Consider the following 18,282-nt stretch of genomic DNA (forward strand, 5'->3'; position numbering starts at 1 on the left):
TAAATGATTATGAACCATTCCTAATTAAAATTAGGAAGCCTCCATCAGACCGATGGGGTAAAACTTAATTGCAGATGAATAAGAAAATTATTATTGGTTTGTTGACTTGTGCTTCATTGGCTTATGGCTGCCAGTCTTCATCAACTCAAAGTAAACAAGCAGCGACCTTGGCTGACTCTACCTCCAACCAAGCTTTTGATAGCCAGATTGATGGTAAAGAAGTTAAACTATTCCAGCTCAAGAATAACAAACTCGCTATTACATTGACAAATTATGGTGCACGCCTGGTAAGTTTAAAAGTGCCAGATAAAGACGGTAAATTGACTGATGTGATTTTGGGCTATGATTCGGCCAAAGAATACAAGGATAACTATAATAATTTTTACGGCGCAATTGTAGGGCGTTATGGGAATCGGATTGGCAAAGCATCATTTAAACTGAATGGAGAGGTTTATTCTTTAGAAAAGAATGATGGCGAGAATTCACTTCATGGCGGTACCAATGGCGTTTACAATAAAGTGTGGGATGTCGTCAGTAGCACTTCGACATCAATCACATTAGCCTATACCTCACCTGATAAAGAAGCTGGTTATCCGGGAACGGTCAAGATGGAGGTTACCTATACCCTGGAGGACAATGGTGCTTTGGCCATAGCTTATCAGGCGACAACAGATAAAGAGACGGTCTTAAATCTGACCAACCATGCTTATTTTAACCTCAATGGGGCCGGAGATTCTTCTATTTTGGATCATGAACTTCAAATTGATGCAAAGGCAATTACCGAAGTTGACAATACCTTGATTCCAACTGGAAAGAGTCTGCCTGTAGCGGGCACAGCATTCGATTTTACAAAACCTACACGTATTGGCGCTCGTATTGAAGATGAAAATGCACAACTGAAGATCGGAAAAGGCTATGACCATAATTTTGAACTAAACAAGAAGGATGGTTTTCAGAAGGTCGCACAGGTGTATGCCACTAAAACGGGTATTGAAATGGACATCTACACAACCGAACCTGGTTTACAGTTTTACAGTGGTAATTTTATGAAGGATTCTGACCCTAAAGGGAAAGAAGGAAAAGTGTATCCATTCCGTTCTGCGTTCTGTTTGGAGACACAACATTTTCCAGATGCACCAAATCACCCCAATTTTACATCAACGGTGTTAAAACCTGGAGAAAAATATAGTTCAAAAACAACCTACCAATTCAGTGTGAAATAATAAAATCTATATGATGAAGCTAAGATTAAAATTAGGCGTTGTTTTTACGTTGGCCACTGGATTATTGTATGGACAGAGTAGTGTAAGATTAGAAACGCCGCAGCAGGAGCAGATTATAAGTCGACATATCTATGGACATTTTGCCGAGCATTTGGGACGCTGTATTTATGATGGATTTTATGTCGGGGAGAAAAATGACTCAATTCCCCACGCCGATGGCGTCCGGAAAGATGTTATAGAAGCCCTTAAGAATTTGAACATTCCCAATTTACGTTGGCCGGGTGGATGTTTTGCCGATACATATCATTGGAAGGATGGAGTTGGGCCCAAAGCGCAGCGTCCTGCTATCGTAAACAACTGGTGGGGTGGCGTGACAGAGGATAATTCTTTTGGCACACATGATTTTCTCAATATGTGTGAATTGCTTGGTGCGGAACCTTATCTGGCGGGTAATGTGGGTAGCGGTGAGGTACAGGAGCTTGCAGACTGGGTACAGTATGTGAATTTTAAAGGAGAGAGCCCCATGTCGGATTGGCGACGAAAAAATGGTCGGCAGGAACCTTGGAAGGTAAAATTCTGGGGCGTAGGAAATGAAGCCTGGGGCTGTGGGGGAAATATGACCGCCGATTACTATACCGATATTTATCGCAAATACGCCACTTTTATGTCGGATTGGACCAATGGAAGTGGTTTGTATCGGATAGCATCAGGAGCTAATAGTGCAGATTACAATTGGACGGAGACACTCATGAAGAAAATTCCGAGTGGTTTGATGAAAGGTATGGGACTTCATCACTATGCAGTGATCAACTGGGATAATAAAGGCTCAGCAACTCAATATTCGGAAGAGGAATATTTTAGAACCATGAAATCAGCTTGGTTTATGAATGAGCTCGTGGAGAAGAATATCGCCATTATGGACAAATACGACCCGAAAGGACTTGTGGATCTGATCGTAGACGAATGGGGCGGCTGGTATGCGGTAGAGCCTGGTACGAATCCGGGTTTTCTCTACCAACAAAATACCATGCGTGATGCCATGATTGCAGGAATGACACTCAATATCTTTAACAATCATGCTCGTCGGGTGAAGATGGCCAATCTAGCGCAGGCTGTGAATGTATTGCAGGCGGTTATTCTAACAGAAGGAAAGAATATGATTTTGACCCCGACTTATCATGTGATGGAAATGTATAAGGTACATCAGGATGCTAAGTTAATTCCTATTTCCCTGCAATCAACGGATTTTGAATTTAACCAGGAAAAAATTCCGGCCGTTTCGGTTTCAGCATCACAAGACAAGCAGGGCCGTACTCATATCTCCTTGGTAAATATTGACCCGAAAAAGAATAATAAGGTACGTGTGGATCTCGGTTCAGTGAAAGCTGCAAAAATTTCAGGCCGAATCCTTACTGCGGAGAATCTACGCGATTATAATTCCTTCCAAAAACCCACAACAATTAAACCTGTTGTGTACAATAAGGCAAAGGCAGTGAATGGTGCCATTGAAGTGGACATTCCGGCATTTTCAGTTATTGTATTGGAATTAATATAACAGCCAATTTTGATAGGGTTGTCATGTTGTGCTACCCTATTTATGCTGTTATAGCTGGTTTAAAAACCTGAAATGATAAATTATTGTTGAACAAATACATATAGGGATGAAAAGAGTAGTGTCGACACTGTTACTGTTAGCGAGCTTGGGCTCTTCAGCAATGGCACAGTCACCGATAACATTAAATATTGCATTGGATAAACCTACAGGCAAAATATCGCCGCATATGTGGGGCGTCTTTTTTGAAGATATCAATCTTGGTGCTGATGGGGGAATCTATGCGGAATTGGTAAAGAATAGATCATTTGAGTTTGATCAGCCTTGGATGGGCTGGAAAAAGCTTGAAAATGGCCCTGAGGGAACCTACCTGCTGTTAAACGATAGTAAACGTAAAGGCAACAAACGTTATTTAAGGATAAACAATGCGGCTAATCTGAAATTAGGGCTACAAAATGAAGGCTTTAGAGGAATGGGTGTGAAAGCGGGTGCAGCATATGAGTTTTCTGTACAATATCAAAATGCTGCTAAGGGGATGAAAATCCATGTTGAGTTGCTCGATCAACAGAATAAGGTTATTGGTGCAGCTGAACTTCCACTTGAACCCGTCGGATCATGGTCTGAAGCTGCAGTCAAATTTCCTGTCAACCAAACGACAGATAAAGCCAAATTAAATGTTTGGTTTACAGGGGCGGGTACGTTAGACGTGGATATGCTTTCGTTATTTCCAGTAGACACCTGGAAAGGGAGACCGAAGGGGTTGCGTAAAGATATGGTTCAGATGCTTGCCGATATGAAACCCGGCTTTATCCGTTTTCCCGGAGGCTGTATTGTTGAAGGGAAAGATTTGGCTAATCGCTTTCAATGGAAAAAAACTGTTGGACCAATAACGGAAAGGGAATTGATTATCAACCGGTGGAATACCGAATTCAGCCATCGGCTGACACCTGATTATTTTCAGACTTTTGGTTTAGGATTTTATGAATACTTTTTACTCGCAGAAGATATTGGAGCATCTCCAGTTCCCATTCTCAATTGCGGTATGGCCTGCCAATTTAATACCGGAGAACTTGTACCATTGGACGAACTTGATACCTATGTTCAAGACGCTTTGGACCTGATTGAATTTGCCAATGGCCCAACAGATACAAAATGGGGGAAATTACGGGCGGATATGGGGCACCCTGAACCTTTCCACCTCAAAATGCTGGGAGTTGGAAATGAAAATTGGGGTCCGCAATACATCGAGCGGTTGACCGTCTTCAAGAAAGCGTTAAACGAAAAGCATCCTGAGATCAAAATTATCGCCAGTTCGGGCACTGATCCCGAAGGAGATCGTTTTGACTTCTTAAATGATAAGCTGCGGGCGATGAATATCAATATCATTGATGAACATTATTACCGTCCACCATCCTGGTTTCTGTCTAGCGCCAATCGCTATGATAATTACGCTAGAAATGGGGCGAAAATTTTCGCAGGGGAATATGCTTCGCATACGACGCGACCAAACGGCCCAGGGAAAAGTACCTGGGAGGCGGCCCTCTCGGAAGCCGCTTTCATGACGGGCCTGGAACGAAATGGCGACGTGGTAGAGATGGCATCTTATGCGCCATTATTCGGTCATGTCGATGGCTGGCAGTGGTCACCAGATTTAATTTGGGTGGATAACTTGCAGGTATATGGAACACCGAGCTACCAAGTACAAAAATTATATGCTACCAATAAAGGAACAAGCATTGTTCCGATCAAACGGGATGGTGAATTCGTAGCTGGTAAAGATAGCCTGTATGCTTCTGCAGTATATGATGAGACTTTGCAGCAGTTGATTGTGAAGGTCGTCAATTATACCAGTCAGCCAAGGCAGTTAAATTTAGATGTATTGACGAAAAAGAAATTGTCAGCGATAGCGCAAAAGATTACATTGTCTAATGCAGATCTGAGCGTGAGCAACAGTCTAGAAGAACCGTTAAATATTCGTCCAAAAGAAGAATCCATAACTTATAAGGGTAAAAATCTGATGGAAACGTTCGCACCCTATTCCTTGACCTTGATAAAATTGACTGTGAAATAAGATGAATATCCGCATACTCTTTTTTACTACCCTGATTCTATTTGCACATAACGTGTTTGCACAGGTAGAGGAATCGGATCTGGCTGCTTACCTGATGGTTTATTTTAAGGATGAAAGCCATGGTCTTTATGTTGCTGTCAGTCAGGATGGCTATTCTTTCACCGATATCAATAAAGGAAAACCGATCATTGCTGGCGATAGCATTGCACAGCAGAAAGGTATTCGGGATCCCTATATCATGCGCGGAAAAGATGGTTATTTTTATATGGTCATGACGGATTTACATATCTACGCACAAAAGCAGGGTTATAGAAATACGGAATGGGAGCGTGACGGAGTCGCATTTGGATGGGGTAACAACCGGGGTATTGTCTTAATGAAATCGACTGATTTAATTCACTGGAACCATACGGAGCTCTACTTGGAGAAAGCCTTTCAAGGTTGGGAAAATGTAGGCTCCTTCTGGGCTCCCGAACTCATCTATGATGATTGTACCGGGAAGATGATGATCTATTTTACGATGCGGTTTGGCAATGGACTGAATCAGCTCTATTACGCCTATTTAAATAAGGAATTTACAGCATTTGAATCAGAACCAGAGCTTTTGTTTCAATACCCCAAAGCAAATAAAAATTACATCGATGGCGATATTACGAAAGTGGGCAATAAATACCATCTTTTTTATGTTGCCCACGATGGTATTCCGGGCATTAAGCAAGCTGTTTCAGATTATCCAAATGGCCCTTATCAGTACGATGATCGCTTCTATGATCCTGAGCCGGAAGCATGCGAAGCGCCAAATGTGTGGAAAAGGATAGGGGAAGATAAATGGGTTTTGATGTATGATATCTATGGGATATCGCCCCATAATTTTGGCTTCAGTGAAACAACAGATTTTAAAAATTTTGTTGATCTAGGACACTTTAATGCAGGTAAAATGAAATCCACTAATTTCACTTCGCCTAAACATGGCGCTGTCATCCCAATAACAAAGCAAGAGTTGGAGCGCTTAGCGAAGCATTGGCAGTTTGATTTGTCGATGCAAAAAAAATAGTAATGTGCTATTTACAAATGAAATAACTTTTTTATGAATAAAAGAGAGTTGATAGCCCTCATGGGAGTTGTTGGTTTGATAATGGCTGCCTTGTGTTCCGTATCGGCACAGGAATATAAAGCGGGACCATCGGAAAAAGATTTCGCGGGTTATCTATTTACCTATTTTAAAGGTAATGCAATTGCGGATGAGGCCGTATGTTTTGCGATTAGTACTGACGGTTATACATTCAGGGCACTGAACAATAATCAGCCCATATTGGATTCTAAACGCATCAGCAGTACAGGTGGCGTAAGGGATCCACATATTTTACGGGCCGAGGACGGAAAATCATTTTATATGGTGCTAACGGATATGACGGCATCCAAAGGATGGGATTCTAACCGAGCCATGGTTTTGTTAAAATCTACAGATTTGATCCACTGGGAGCATCATGTGATTAACATCCAACAACGTTATCAAGGGCAGAAAGACTTAAAAAGGGTTTGGGCGCCCCAGACTATATTTGATCCAAGTGTAGGTAAATATATGGTTTACTGGTCCATGAAATATGGAGATCAACCCGATGTGATTTATTATGCCTATGCTAATCGCGATTTTACGGATCTAGAGGGTGAACCTAAGGTGTTGTTCTTGCCTAAAAACGGTCAATCTTGTATAGATGGGGATATTATTGTTAAAAACGGCTTATTCCATTTGTTTTATAAAACTGAGGGGAACGGGAAAGGGATAAAACAGGCGATCACAGATTCATTGACTTCGGGGAAATGGGTTGAACAACCTGGTTATAAACAGGCAACAGCAGACGATGTGGAAGGATCTGGGATTTTTAAACGCAATCAATCAGACACCTATATCTTGATGTATGATGTTTATAAAAAGGGGAAATACCAGTTTTGTGAATCTCAGGATCTAGATCATTTTAAAGCAATAGATCAACAGATTGATATGGATTTTCATCCTAGACATGGCACTATTTTACCGCTTTCAAGAAATGAGTTGAATAAATTGATACAACATTGGGGAAAACCAGCTGATATCACATTGAACAATGTGAAAAATCCTATATTGGAGGGATTTTACGCGGATCCAGATGTATTGTACTCTAATAAGACAAAGAAATATTATATCTATCCAACGAGTGATGGCTTTGACGGTTGGGGTGGATATTACTTCAAAACCTTTTCTTCTACTGATTTGATAGCATGGAAAGATGAGGGAGTGGTATTAGATTTAAAAAAAGATGTACTATGGGGCAACCACCATGCCTGGGCGCCGACGATCGCAGAGAAGAAAGTCAAGGGTGTGTATAAATATTATTATTATTTTACAGCAGCTCAGAAAATCGGTGTTGCAGTAGCAGACTCGCCAATCGGGCCTTTTAAGGATTCCGGTAAACCGCTGATAGACTTCAAACCAAATGGCGTAAAGGGAGGTCAAGAGATCGATCCGGCTGTTTTCACTGATCCCAAAACCAATAAGAGTTATCTTTATTGGGGAAATGGTCATCTTGCTGTAGCCGAACTTAATAAGGACATGGTGACAATCAAGGAAAATACGATCAAATTATTGACCCCCGATAGAACATTCCGTGAAGGAACTTATGTCTTTTTCCGGAAAGGGATTTATTATTTCCTATGGTCGGAAAATGATACACGTAGCGAAAATTATCGGGTTCGTTATGGAACTTCGACTTCTCCTTTGGGACCCATTCAAATCCCCGAAGATAATCTTATTTTGCAGAAAGATGTTGCTCTTGGAATTTATGGCACGGGGCACAATTCGGTATTGCAGCTGTCAGGAAAAGACGAATGGTACATTGTTTATCATCGATTTAACTATCCCAAGGGAATTACGATGGGCGAAGCTGCTGGGTATAACCGCGAAGTGTGTATGGACAAATTGCTGTTTGGTACAGATGGGAAAATTCTTCCAGTCGTACCGAGTCATTAAAATGGGCCATTACCCAAAGAGGTTACTGGTGAATTTTACTTTAATTCCAAGCTGAAAGTTATTGATCGTTTTAAATATTTCCTTAATGGTTGCCTTTTCAATATTTGTCAAGCTGTCCATCGGTACATAATTGTTTGGGCTAAGTTTGGCTATCCGAATCTGATTCGCTTGATTTTTTAGGCGAATCGACATCAGATAGTAGTAAGATTGATGTAATTCTTCATATTGTTCCTGCGTGAAAATCCCCAATTCGAGTAACTGCTTGAGTCTTCCACCTGTATTTTCTTCATAAATTCGGTTTTTCAGGGCATATACACGAACCAAATCGACAATAGGTGTCATAGCTTTTTTGATGTTGAAGACTTCAGAGGATCCGATGGTTTGCGTTTTGATCGCCTTAAAAAATGTCAAGGGAGGTTCATATTGTAGGGCATTTTTTGCGATAAATGTAAAAAAGCGCTCATTAGGTTTTTGTAATTCGACATTTAGAAACTCTTTAAGTTGATCTATAATCTCTTGGTCGCCATATAATCGTCGGCAGTCAAAGAATGTGGAGAACTTAATTGCATTTTCGGGGATGCTTTCCTCGATCCATTTTTTGTAGTTGTTTTTCCAATGTGATAGTGAATGTGTCCATTCAGGATTGCTGGCCATATATCCTCCTGTACAATAACTGAAACCTATTGTATTTAAATGATCAGATACACGACTTGCAAAATTCAAAAAATACGCTCGGACGAGCTCGCGCTGTTCATTGGCTTTATCTTCATAAATAATCGCATTATCCTGATCTGTCATCAGCGTTTGTTCTTTTCTTCCTTCACTACCAGTCACCATGAAGACAAACTTTGCCGGCGGTTCGCCCATCTCTTCGATTACTTTTTCGATTACTTTTAGTGCAATACTGTCCGCTACAGTTGTAATCACCTGATTGGCAATTTCGGCATTTACTCCTCTGCCGAGCAGTTGATGGATAATTTCTGGAACGTTGTTCCACTTTTCGCGCAATTCGTCTAAAGTTTCTGCTAGTTTGACAGATTGAATAAATACGAGTGGCGATTGCCCTTGCTCACTCAATAATCTGTTACGGCTTAGGAATCCAACGTAGTTCCCTTCTTTTTCAACGAGCAGGTATCTTGATTTCGTTCGGAACATTTTTAGTACAGCCTCATACAGGTAAGCTTGATCAGAGATACTAACAATTGGGTTGTCCATCACTTCGATAATCGCGCGGTCGACAGCGATTTGTTGCGCAACGACATTATCCCGCAAGGTCATATCAGTAGCATAGCCGATGATACCATTTTTGTTTTGGATAAACACACAACTTACCTTTTGTTTGGCCATCATCTTTGCAACCTCAAAAATGGGGGTTTCAGCGGTACAGGCAACAATATCTTTGTAAGTGATATGTTCTATCTTTCGCGAGTACAATTGATCCGCAGCAAAGTAGCTCTCCTCAAAAGAAGCTGGGGATTTTACAAAGTGTGAAAACTCCTCATCTAACATCCTTTTTCCAAAAGAATTGGTGAAAAAATGAAAGAACTCTTCATTGGCATTACAAAGCTCAATGAAATTTTTCCGCGGTAATCGATAGATGATTGTACCTTTTTTAGCGATGACAGATTTTAACGCTTTTGTTCGATTCAATAAGACTGAAATACCGCCAAAGCAATAAGGCATATGATGGATTTCGACTAATCGTTTATTATCTGAAGCATCTAAGAAAAATGTTTCGTATTCTCCTTCGAAGATTAAGTCTACTCCATCCATATCGGTAATATTCTGTCGATACACCAAGGTGTCTTTGGAGAAGCGATGTTCATAGAGTATATCGACAATACTTAGCTGAAGGGTTTCGGGCAATACCTGAAATGGTTGGGTCGATTTCAGCAAGGATAGGAGGGATTCGTTTTTTTCCATGAATACGGCATTAAAAAAGATTATCGAACTCAGTTTGTTGGTTTAGAATTTCTTGATCGGAGAGATCTTTTCGTTGGATCATTTCAAAATAACATTTCGCTGTGATCTCAGCATCTTTCTCCGCATCATGTATATTTTCGGGAAGAGCCAGGAAAAGCGATTCATGTAATAATGAAAGCGGAAGATGGACCATATGTGGGTTTCTAACATACCTTTTGCTATGCAGCAAGGTGCAAAAGTATTTTAAGTCGCAAAATGGGAGCGGAAGATTGGAACGATAGAATTCAGCAGATAATACCTGCAAATCAAATGAAAGAAAATGTCCAACGATTTGCGGTTTATATTTTTTGATGTCATGACTCAGTTTACGCAACACCTCTTTTTTCTTTTCGCCGTGCTTCATTAAAAAAGGGGGAGTCAATCCGTGTATTTGCTCTGAAGCGGGACTGATTGGTATTAGCGGTTCATAAATATATTTATTCGTACGTTTAACTTCATTGCGTTCTTCGTCAAAAATAATCCAAGCCAATTGCAATATATGCGGCCAGTTGTCGCTGTCGGTGTACTTTTTATTCCATTTTTTCGGCAGCCCGGATGTTTCGGTATCTATGAATAACAAATATTTTTTCAAGGAAGTATTTATAATAAGTAACTAAAAGTAATCAAAATTTACTGTAAGCTGTAGATGCCGTTTAAATAAATTATCTTGTATAGGGCAACTGTCTGGGTTATGTGGCATAACAGTGCATAACAGTTCCTCCCATCAAATCATTTAATTTAGTTTTTGTAATACCTAAAAAGATACACAATGAATGCTGTTTTCGGAGTTATATTCCATTTTATAGGCGGTTTCGCGTCTGGTAGTTTTTATGTGCCGTATAAGAAAGTGAAAGGCTGGTCCTGGGAATCCATGTGGATATTAGGTGGACTTTTTTCATGGGTGATCGTTCCGCCGATAGCGGCAATGTTGACGATCCCAAATTTTGTAGAAATTATCCAAGATACGAATAGTTCCATTGTAGGCTACACTTTTTTATTTGGATTACTCTGGGGGATTGGGGGACTGACCTATGGACTTGGTGTACGTTACCTCGGTGTATCTTTGGGAAGTAGTATCATTTTGGGACTTAGCATGGTTTTTGGATCCTTGATGCCAAGTATTTATTATTTTTTCAATAAGACTGCAGGCAAACATGGTATAGACTATTTTTTTACAACACATTCCGGTATTTGTATTCTCATAGGACTTTTAGTGTGCGTGCTTGGTGTGTTTTTATGTGGGAAGGCTGGAGTGTCAAAGGAGAAGCATTTATCTGCATTATCATCTGAAAGCAAGTCTGATTACAATTTTGGATTGGGTATCGTTGTGGCTATTATATCGGGGATATTAAGTGCTTGTTTCAATTTTGGAATAGAGGCTGGAAAGCCGATGGCTGATGTGGCTAACAACTTATGGAAGGCTACTAATCCAAATCAAGGAGAATTTCTCTATCAAAATAACGTCACCTATATTGTAATCCTTTGGGGTGGCTTTGTGACGAACTTTCTTTGGTGCCTTTACTTATTGTTTAAGAATAGAACTTTTGGGGATTATACAAAGTCCGATGTGCCAAAAGGCAAAAATTTCCTTTTATGTGCGATAGCGGGAACGACTTGGTATCTGCAGTTTTTCTTTTATGGTATGGGCGAAAGCCGTTTAGGAAATGGAGCCAGCTCCTGGATCTTGCATATGGCATTTATCATTCTCATTTCAAATGCTTGGGGGGTTGCACTCAAGGAATGGAAAGGTGTGGATCGTGCGACTTATCGTTCTATAATCGGAGGAATTGTAACCATTATCATCTCTATTTGCATTGTAGGGTTTGCAAAGACATTAGAAAATTAATATTTAAATAAATATAGAAGAAGTGAAAACGTACAAACATGTCAATTACTTATGGGACGATGAGAAAGCTCAGGCACTAAGCGGTGATGAAGTAGCTTTACTGTTATATCGTTCGAATATTTTAGGTGCAGATTTAAGGATCACAAATTATGGCGGGGGAAATACCTCGTGCAAAGTTTCTGAAAAAGATCCTTTGACAGGTGAAGAAGTGGAGGTGATGTGGATCAAAGGCTCAGGAGGTGATATCGGAACTTTGAAAAAATCCGGTTTGGCGGCTTTGTATCTCCAACGTCTACGTAATTTGGAAAATGTCTATCGTGGATTAGATCACGAAGATGAAATGGTTGAATTATTTAACCACTGTATCTATGATCTATCATCTAAAGCTCCATCTATTGATACACCATTGCATGGATTCCTGCCATTCAAACATATCGACCACTTACATCCCGATGCGGCAATTGCCATTGCCGCGGCCAAAGATGGAAAGACAATCACGCAAGAGCTTTTTAATGGGACCATCGGCTGGGTAGACTGGCAACGACCGGGATTTGATTTAGGCCTGCAGTTAAGAGCTTGTTTGGAGGAGAATCCAGGAATCCGAGGTATTATGTTAGGCTCTCATGGTTTGTTTACCTGGGGCGATACAGCATACGAATGTTATGTTAATTCGTTGGATGTCATTGAAGCCTGTGCAGAATATCTTGAGCAGAATTATGGTAAAAAAGCACCTGTCTTTGGTGGACAAAAAGTGATTAGCTTGGGCAAGGAAGAAAGAACTGCACAAGCGGCTAAACTGGCGCCGGTTTTAAGAGGTTTCTGTTCCAGTGAGCGCCATATGATAGGGCATTTCACCGACGATGAACGCGTATTGGAATTTATCAATTCCAATGATTTAGCACGTTTAGCTCCACTTGGTACCAGTTGCCCGGACCACTTCTTAAGGACTAAAATCCAACCATTGGTGTTGAATTTGTCTAAATCAGAAGATTTAGACAACGTTGAGGAGCTCAAAGCGAAATTGGCGCCATTATTCGAAGATTACCGTGACATGTATGCGCAATATTATGAAAACTGCAAACATGAAAACAGTCCAGCTGTACGTGATAAAAACCCGGTAATTGTACTGTACCCAGGTGTAGGTATGTTCGCATTTGCGAAAGACAAACAAACTGCACGGGTGGCCGCGGAATTCTATACCAATGCAATCAATGTAATGAAAGGCGCTGAGGCTGTAAGCGAATATACCGCATTACCTCGTCAAGAGGCATTTGATATTGAGTATTGGTTGCTAGAAGAAGCAAAATTGCAGCGCATGCCAAAACCCAAGGCACTTTCTGGAAAAATTGCTTTGGTTACTGGCAGTGGTGGTGGTATAGGGAAAGCAATCGCTAAAAAGATGGCTCAAGAAGGCGCTGTGATTGTCTTAAATGATATTAACACAGAACGGTTGGAATCGAGTAAGGCCGAATTTGTAGGCGAATTTGGAACAGACTCGGTCATCGCTACACTTCTTGATGTAACCAATGCAGATTCTATCAAAGGTGCTTTGAAAGATGCAGCTTTAGCATTCGGTGGTATTGATATCGTCGTTAATAATGCTGGATTATCGATTTCAAAAACAATCGAAGACCACACGGAGAAAGATTGGGATTTATTGTACGATGTATTGGTAAAGGGCCAGTTCTTAGTTACGCAAGGAGTGACTTCATTATTAAAAGGGCAGGCAATCGGTGGCGATATCATCAATATTGTCAGTAAAAATGCTTTGGTTAGCGGACCAAACAATACGGGGTATGGAAGCGCAAAAGGTGCCCAGTTGCATTTGAGTCGTTTATGTGCAGCAGAATTGGGTCCTGTAGGAGTGCGTGTAAATGTTGTCAATCCCGATGCGGTTATTTCAGATAGCAATATCTGGGCTGGGGGTTGGGCAGAAGGTCGTGCTAAAGCCTATGGCATTACTGTTGCGGAACTTCCTGCATACTATGCAAAGAGAACCTTGTTAAATGAGATTATCCTTCCACAAGATATTGCGAATGCATGTTTTGCTTTTGTGGGTGGATTGCTGAGCAAGTCCACTGGGAATGTGTTAAACGTTGACGGAGGCGTTGCAATGGCGTTTGTACGCTAATTTTTATATCTTTAGGTGTCGTGTTCAGAAAGGGAAAAATAAAGACGACACCTAAAGAATTTTTAGACGATAACCAATAATATTATGATTCTTGATAAACAAATTATAGATCAGCACAATAACCAATTAGCGGAGAAACATACACGAGCTTTTGACTATGTATCGGCAGATATTTCAGACACAGAGGAAATCTTGGACAAACTCCAGAAATTTCAAATTGCTATCCCAAGCTGGGCATTAGGAACAGGTGGTACTCGATTTGGGCGGTTTTCCGGAGCGGGTGAGCCCGGAACTTTGGAACAAAAGTTAGCGGATGTAGGCTTATTACACGCGCTCAACAAATCAAGCGGTGCTATTTCCTTACATATACCTTGGGATATTCCTTCGGATGCAGAAAAAATCAAATCATTGGCGTCTAAACTCGGTATTGCATTTGACGCAGTGAATTCCAATACATTTCAAGATCAGACTGGACAAGAATACAGCTATAAATTTGGTTCGCTTCACCATGTCAATCCTAAAGTACGTGAACAGGCCATTGCCCACAATATTGAAGTTATCAATTATGGAAAAGCTTTGGGATCTAAATCTCTTACAGTTTGGCTCGCTGATGGTTCATCTTTTCCAGGACAGTTGAGTTTTAGAGAGGCATTTCAAAATACATTGTCTAGCTTAAGTGAAATTTATAAGCACCTACCAGACGATTGGAAATTGTTTGTAGAATACAAAGCTTTTGAACCATATTTCTATTCTACAACTATTGGAGATTGGGGGCAATCCTTACTATTGGCCAATAAATTAGGCCCTAAAGCTTATACTTTGGTTGATTTGGGACACCATTTACCCAATGCTAACATTGAACAGATTGTTTCTCTATTGCTTATGGAGGGCAAGCTTGGTGGTTTTCATTTTAACGATAGTAAGTACGCTGACGACGATCTAACAGCGGGCAGCATTAAGCCATATCAGTTATTTTTGATATTCAACGAATTGGTTGATGGAATGGATTTGAATGGGATAGACCATGCGACAGGGTTGGGTTGGATGATTGACGCTTCTCATAACCTGAAAGATCCTTTGGTCGATTTGTTACAATCAGTTGAAGCGATTAAGATCGCCTATGCACAGGCTTTGTTAGTTGATCGCAAAGCATTGAAACAGGCACAGCAGACAAATGATATCGTGAAAGCTCAGGAAATCTTGCAAGATGCGTTTCGAACTGATGTCAGACCGCTTGTTGCAGAAGCAAGGTTAAGAAGTGGTGCTGCACTAAATCCAGTTCGATTATTCAACGAAGAAAATTTACGAAGTAAACTTATCGAAGAACGCGGAATAAATTCTGTAGCTACTGGTTTGTAACAAGGGAAAAGAATGAAGGGGAAACCAATACCAGTAGTTGCAATATTCGACGTCGGGAAGACGAATAAGAAATTATTTCTCTTTAATGAGCATTACCAGATTGTTTTTGAGAGGTCGGCTCGTTTTTTAGAAACTACCGATGAAGATGGTGATAGCTGTGAAAATCTAGAAAGTTTACGTTTGTCTGTTTTTGACTCATTACATGAAGTCTTTCGGAAAGGTGAGTTTGAGATTAAGGCGATTAATTTTACTTCATATGGTGCGAGTTTTGTCTACATTGATAAAGATGGGCGGCCTTTAACACCATTATATAACTATTTAAAGGAATATCCCAAAAAGCTGCTGGAGTCATTCTATGCACAATATGGTGGAAAAGATAGATTCGCATTGGAAACTTCGTCTCCGAGTTTGGGAAGTCTTAATTCTGGGCTACAGATCTATCGTTTGTTTAAATTAAAGCCAGCGCTGTTTAAGGAAGTCAAATGGGCATTACATCTTCCACAATATTTGAGTTATTTAATTTCAGGACAACCCTATGCCGATATGACAAGTATAGGTTGCCATACAGCATTGTGGGATTTTAAGAAAAATAATTACCATCAGTGGGTTTTTGATACAGGCATTTTACAAAAAATGGCACCTATCGTTCAAGGAGATCAGCTCTTCAGGGCAACTTTTCCAGGAAGTGGTTATCTAGTTGGAAGTGGGCTACACGATAGTTCTTCGGCTTTGATTCCTTACCTGCTCAATTTCCATGAACCTTTTGTGTTGATTTCAACGGGGACTTGGTGCATTTCATTCAATCCATTTAATACAGAATCTTTGACAAAAGATGAATTGAATCAAGATTGTTTGATGTATATGACCTATACAGGTCGGTCTGTAAAAGCATCGCGGTTATTTGCCGGTTATGAGCATGAAGAGCAAGTCAAACGTATTGCTCAATTTTTTCAAGTGTCAACTGGAAAATTCAAACAGATTGGCCTCGATTGGGAAATTATTGAAAAATATCAAGTGATGGAGGTATCGGACCAATTGGATGCATTTGCTTCGATAGATTTGACACATTTCAATAATCATATTGAGGCGTATCATGTCTTGATGATGCATCTCGTAAAGGCTCAGATAAAAGCGACATCTTTGATTCTTCAAAAGAATGGTGTACAACGGATATTTGTAGATGGTGGATTTAGCCGTAATGTAATTTATATGACGTTATTAGCGCAAGCTTTTCCAAATAGTGAAGTTTTTGGTGCATCAATGGCACAAGCTACGGCACTTGGAGCAGCTCTGGTTATTCACGATCATTGGAATAAGCAGCCTATTCCAAATGACATTATTGAACTCCGTTATTTTAGGGCAGGCAGAAAAATACATTAATTTCAATAACAGGGATAAGAATTTAGTTTTTTTATTAGTTATCGTGAGAGGTCAGGCGATTTTTGCCTGGCCTATTTTTTTTGAAAGTGTCTGATATTATTGGTTAGAAAGAACCTTCTGTTCGCTTTCATTGCTGTTGGTATCTGTGGAGTCATTTTCTAATATATTGGTAGGAGTGTATTTATATGGTTACGACCTGTGTTAAAAAATAAAAAGTTTCCAAACGGGCGTGAGGAAACCTTTTATTAAAAACCTAAAATTAAGAATAATTATACCAATTATTATATGATGATTAAAGGTGCGGAAAATTGGGCGATTAGCTGTCCTGAACTGTTGGCAAAAGGGAGGCACAGGTAAGCGCAGGGTGGTCTGACCAATTGGAAAAATTATATTTGAGTCTCCTAAATTAATAAAACTTAGAGATGAAGAGACTAATCTTAACGATCACATTTTTTATACAGGTCTGTTGCCATGTTTTATTTGCCGAACAGATTGTCAGGGAATTTCGCTTTGGTGGTACTAAGAAAAACCAGACTGTAATTTCTTTAAGGGAAGCACAAGCCTATAAGGATAAGCAAGGGTATGGTTTTGAATTTTCAACAGAACAAGATGTCAGGATTGATTCAAAGAATAAAAGCCTTTTCAGCGAAAAGCCATTTTATTTTTCGGTAAGGGTTCCTGAAGGCAATTATAAAATTACGATTACCTATCAGGGTTTGAACGATAAGCCTTACCGCAGTACTGTAAGGTCTGAATCCCGGAGGCTGCAGATTGAAGACCAAGAGGTATTACCTAATAAATCTTTCGATAGGACCTTTATTGTACATATCAAAGATCCAAAGATTGCTTCTGGCGAAACTGTAGCATTGAAGAAGCCAAGGGAGCTGCAAAAACTCGACTGGGATAATAAGTTGACTTTGGAGTTCCAGCAAACAAATTGTATTTCGACCATTCGAATCGAGTCAGTAAGCAATGTCCCGACTGTATTTTTAGCGGGGAACTCGACGGTAGTTAATCAAGAGGATGAGCCCTGGGCGTCTTGGGGACAAATGATTCCTCGATTTTTTGATGCAGGTGTGGCCATTGCTAATCATGCGGAATCTGGACTAGCACTAAGTTCGTTTTTGTCCTCAAAAAGATTGGAAAAAATTCTCTCTGTCGCCAAGCCCGGAGATTATTTATTTATTGAATTTGGGCATAATGATCAAAAGGAAAAAGGAGAAAATGCAGGTGCTTATAAGGGATATAGTGATCGTTTACGTTATTTTGTACGTGAATTTCGTGCAAAAGGTGGCCTGCCAGTTATTTTAACCTCTACAGCACGGCGAGCATTTGATGAACAAGGAAAACTGTTGCAGACATTAGGTGATTTTCCCGATGCGGCTCGGAAGGTCGCAGCAGAACTTCAAGTGCCTTTAATAGATCTTAATCAGAAAACGAGTTTGTTTTACGAGGCATTAGGAGTTGAGCAGTCTAAACGAGCATTTGTTCACTATCCCGCGCATACTTTTCCAAATCAAAAAAATGATTTGGCCGATAATACACATTTCAATCCCTATGGTGCCTATGAGATCGCTAAAATGGTGCTCACAGGAATTAAAGAAAACAACTTGAAGATAGCAGACCATATCGTCGATTTTCAGGGATTTGATCCGCAGCAACCAGATGATTTTAAAACTTGGTATTGGCCACCAAGTTTGATCAATAGTGTTATCAAACCAGATGGCAATTAATTTGTATTGATGTAACGT

12 protein-coding genes are annotated in these 18,282 nt (G+C 40.2%); 10 read left to right on the top strand and 2 right to left on the bottom strand.

Going from position 1 to position 18,282, the window contains the following annotated elements:
• Nucleotides 1–74 precede the first annotated feature (74 nt).
• From ACHWSC_RS01865 to ACHWSC_RS01885, 5 genes are all read left to right on the top strand, one after another.
• Nucleotides 75–1,223, top strand: a complete 1,149-nt coding sequence (locus tag ACHWSC_RS01865) for an aldose epimerase family protein (RefSeq protein WP_394675597.1) — start codon at nt 75–77, stop codon at nt 1,221–1,223.
• Nucleotides 1,224–1,233: 10 nt separating this feature from the next.
• Nucleotides 1,234–2,778, top strand: coding sequence for an alpha-N-arabinofuranosidase (locus ACHWSC_RS01870; RefSeq protein WP_394675598.1), 1,545 nt, complete (start codon nt 1,234–1,236; stop codon nt 2,776–2,778).
• 106 nt (nt 2,779–2,884) lie between these two features.
• Nucleotides 2,885–4,846, top strand: coding sequence for an alpha-L-arabinofuranosidase C-terminal domain-containing protein (locus ACHWSC_RS01875; RefSeq protein ID WP_394675599.1), 1,962 nt, complete (start codon nt 2,885–2,887; stop codon nt 4,844–4,846).
• A 1-nt stretch (nt 4,847) separates the two neighbouring features.
• Nucleotides 4,848–5,900: a glycoside hydrolase family 43 protein gene (locus ACHWSC_RS01880; protein ID WP_394675600.1), complete on the top strand. Its 1,053-nt coding sequence runs from the start codon at nt 4,848–4,850 to the stop codon at nt 5,898–5,900.
• Between the two features lie 33 nt (nt 5,901–5,933).
• On the top strand, nt 5,934–7,853 hold the full coding sequence (locus ACHWSC_RS01885; RefSeq protein ID WP_394675601.1) for a family 43 glycosylhydrolase: 1,920 nt from the start codon (nt 5,934–5,936) through the stop codon (nt 7,851–7,853).
• Between the two features lie 9 nt (nt 7,854–7,862).
• Here ACHWSC_RS01885 and ACHWSC_RS01890 read toward each other — a convergent pair whose 3' ends face one another.
• Together ACHWSC_RS01890 and ACHWSC_RS01895 are read right to left on the bottom strand one after the other, a co-directional pair.
• Nucleotides 7,863–9,776, bottom strand: coding sequence for a DUF294 nucleotidyltransferase-like domain-containing protein (locus ACHWSC_RS01890; RefSeq protein ID WP_145327536.1), 1,914 nt, complete (start codon nt 9,774–9,776; stop codon nt 7,863–7,865).
• A 10-nt stretch (nt 9,777–9,786) separates the two neighbouring features.
• Nucleotides 9,787–10,407 carry a 3'-5' exonuclease gene (locus ACHWSC_RS01895; RefSeq protein ID WP_157698585.1) on the bottom strand — a complete coding sequence of 207 codons (621 nt, stop codon included), beginning with the start codon at nt 10,405–10,407 and terminating at the stop codon, nt 9,787–9,789.
• A 177-nt stretch (nt 10,408–10,584) separates the two neighbouring features.
• Between ACHWSC_RS01895 and rhaT the strand changes: the two genes are divergently transcribed.
• From rhaT to ACHWSC_RS01920, 5 genes are all read left to right on the top strand, one after another.
• On the top strand, nt 10,585–11,661 hold the full coding sequence (rhaT, locus tag ACHWSC_RS01900) for an L-rhamnose/proton symporter RhaT (protein ID WP_145327537.1): 1,077 nt from the start codon (nt 10,585–10,587) through the stop codon (nt 11,659–11,661).
• A gap of 22 nt (nt 11,662–11,683) precedes the next feature.
• On the top strand, nt 11,684–13,792 hold the full coding sequence (locus ACHWSC_RS01905; protein WP_394675602.1) for a bifunctional aldolase/short-chain dehydrogenase: 2,109 nt from the start codon (nt 11,684–11,686) through the stop codon (nt 13,790–13,792).
• Between the two features lie 84 nt (nt 13,793–13,876).
• Nucleotides 13,877–15,151, top strand: coding sequence for a TIM barrel protein (locus tag ACHWSC_RS01910; protein ID WP_088163089.1), 1,275 nt, complete (start codon nt 13,877–13,879; stop codon nt 15,149–15,151).
• A 12-nt stretch (nt 15,152–15,163) separates the two neighbouring features.
• Entirely contained in the window at nt 15,164–16,531 is a 1,368-nt protein-coding gene (locus ACHWSC_RS01915) for an FGGY family carbohydrate kinase (protein ID WP_333625780.1), read from the top strand.
• 422 nt (nt 16,532–16,953) lie between these two features.
• The gene (locus tag ACHWSC_RS01920) at nt 16,954–18,264 is read left to right on the top strand and encodes a rhamnogalacturonan acetylesterase (RefSeq protein WP_394675603.1); all 1,311 of its coding nucleotides are present in this window, start codon (nt 16,954–16,956) and stop codon (nt 18,262–18,264) included.
• Nucleotides 18,265–18,282 lie beyond the last annotated feature (18 nt).

It is taken from the genome of uncultured Sphingobacterium sp. (genome assembly GCF_964277905.1).
In the GTDB taxonomy this organism is placed as follows: Bacteria; Bacteroidota; Bacteroidia; order Sphingobacteriales; family Sphingobacteriaceae; genus Sphingobacterium; species Sphingobacterium siyangense.

Coding starts and splice junctions, on each gene's coding strand:
- ACHWSC_RS01865 (WP_394675597.1), top strand. CDS start 75: ATGAATAAGAAAATTATTATTGGTTTGTTGACTTGTGCTTCATTGGCT.
- ACHWSC_RS01870 (WP_394675598.1), top strand. CDS start 1,234: ATGATGAAGCTAAGATTAAAATTAGGCGTTGTTTTTACGTTGGCCACT.
- ACHWSC_RS01875 (WP_394675599.1), top strand. CDS start 2,885: ATGAAAAGAGTAGTGTCGACACTGTTACTGTTAGCGAGCTTGGGCTCT.
- ACHWSC_RS01880 (WP_394675600.1), top strand. CDS start 4,848: ATGAATATCCGCATACTCTTTTTTACTACCCTGATTCTATTTGCACAT.
- ACHWSC_RS01885 (WP_394675601.1), top strand. CDS start 5,934: ATGAATAAAAGAGAGTTGATAGCCCTCATGGGAGTTGTTGGTTTGATA.
- ACHWSC_RS01890 (WP_145327536.1), bottom strand. CDS start 9,776: ATGGAAAAAAACGAATCCCTCCTATCCTTGCTGAAATCGACCCAACCA.
- rhaT (WP_145327537.1), top strand. CDS start 10,585: ATGAATGCTGTTTTCGGAGTTATATTCCATTTTATAGGCGGTTTCGCG.
- ACHWSC_RS01910 (WP_088163089.1), top strand. CDS start 13,877: ATGATTCTTGATAAACAAATTATAGATCAGCACAATAACCAATTAGCG.
- ACHWSC_RS01915 (WP_333625780.1), top strand. CDS start 15,164: ATGAAGGGGAAACCAATACCAGTAGTTGCAATATTCGACGTCGGGAAG.
- ACHWSC_RS01920 (WP_394675603.1), top strand. CDS start 16,954: ATGAAGAGACTAATCTTAACGATCACATTTTTTATACAGGTCTGTTGC.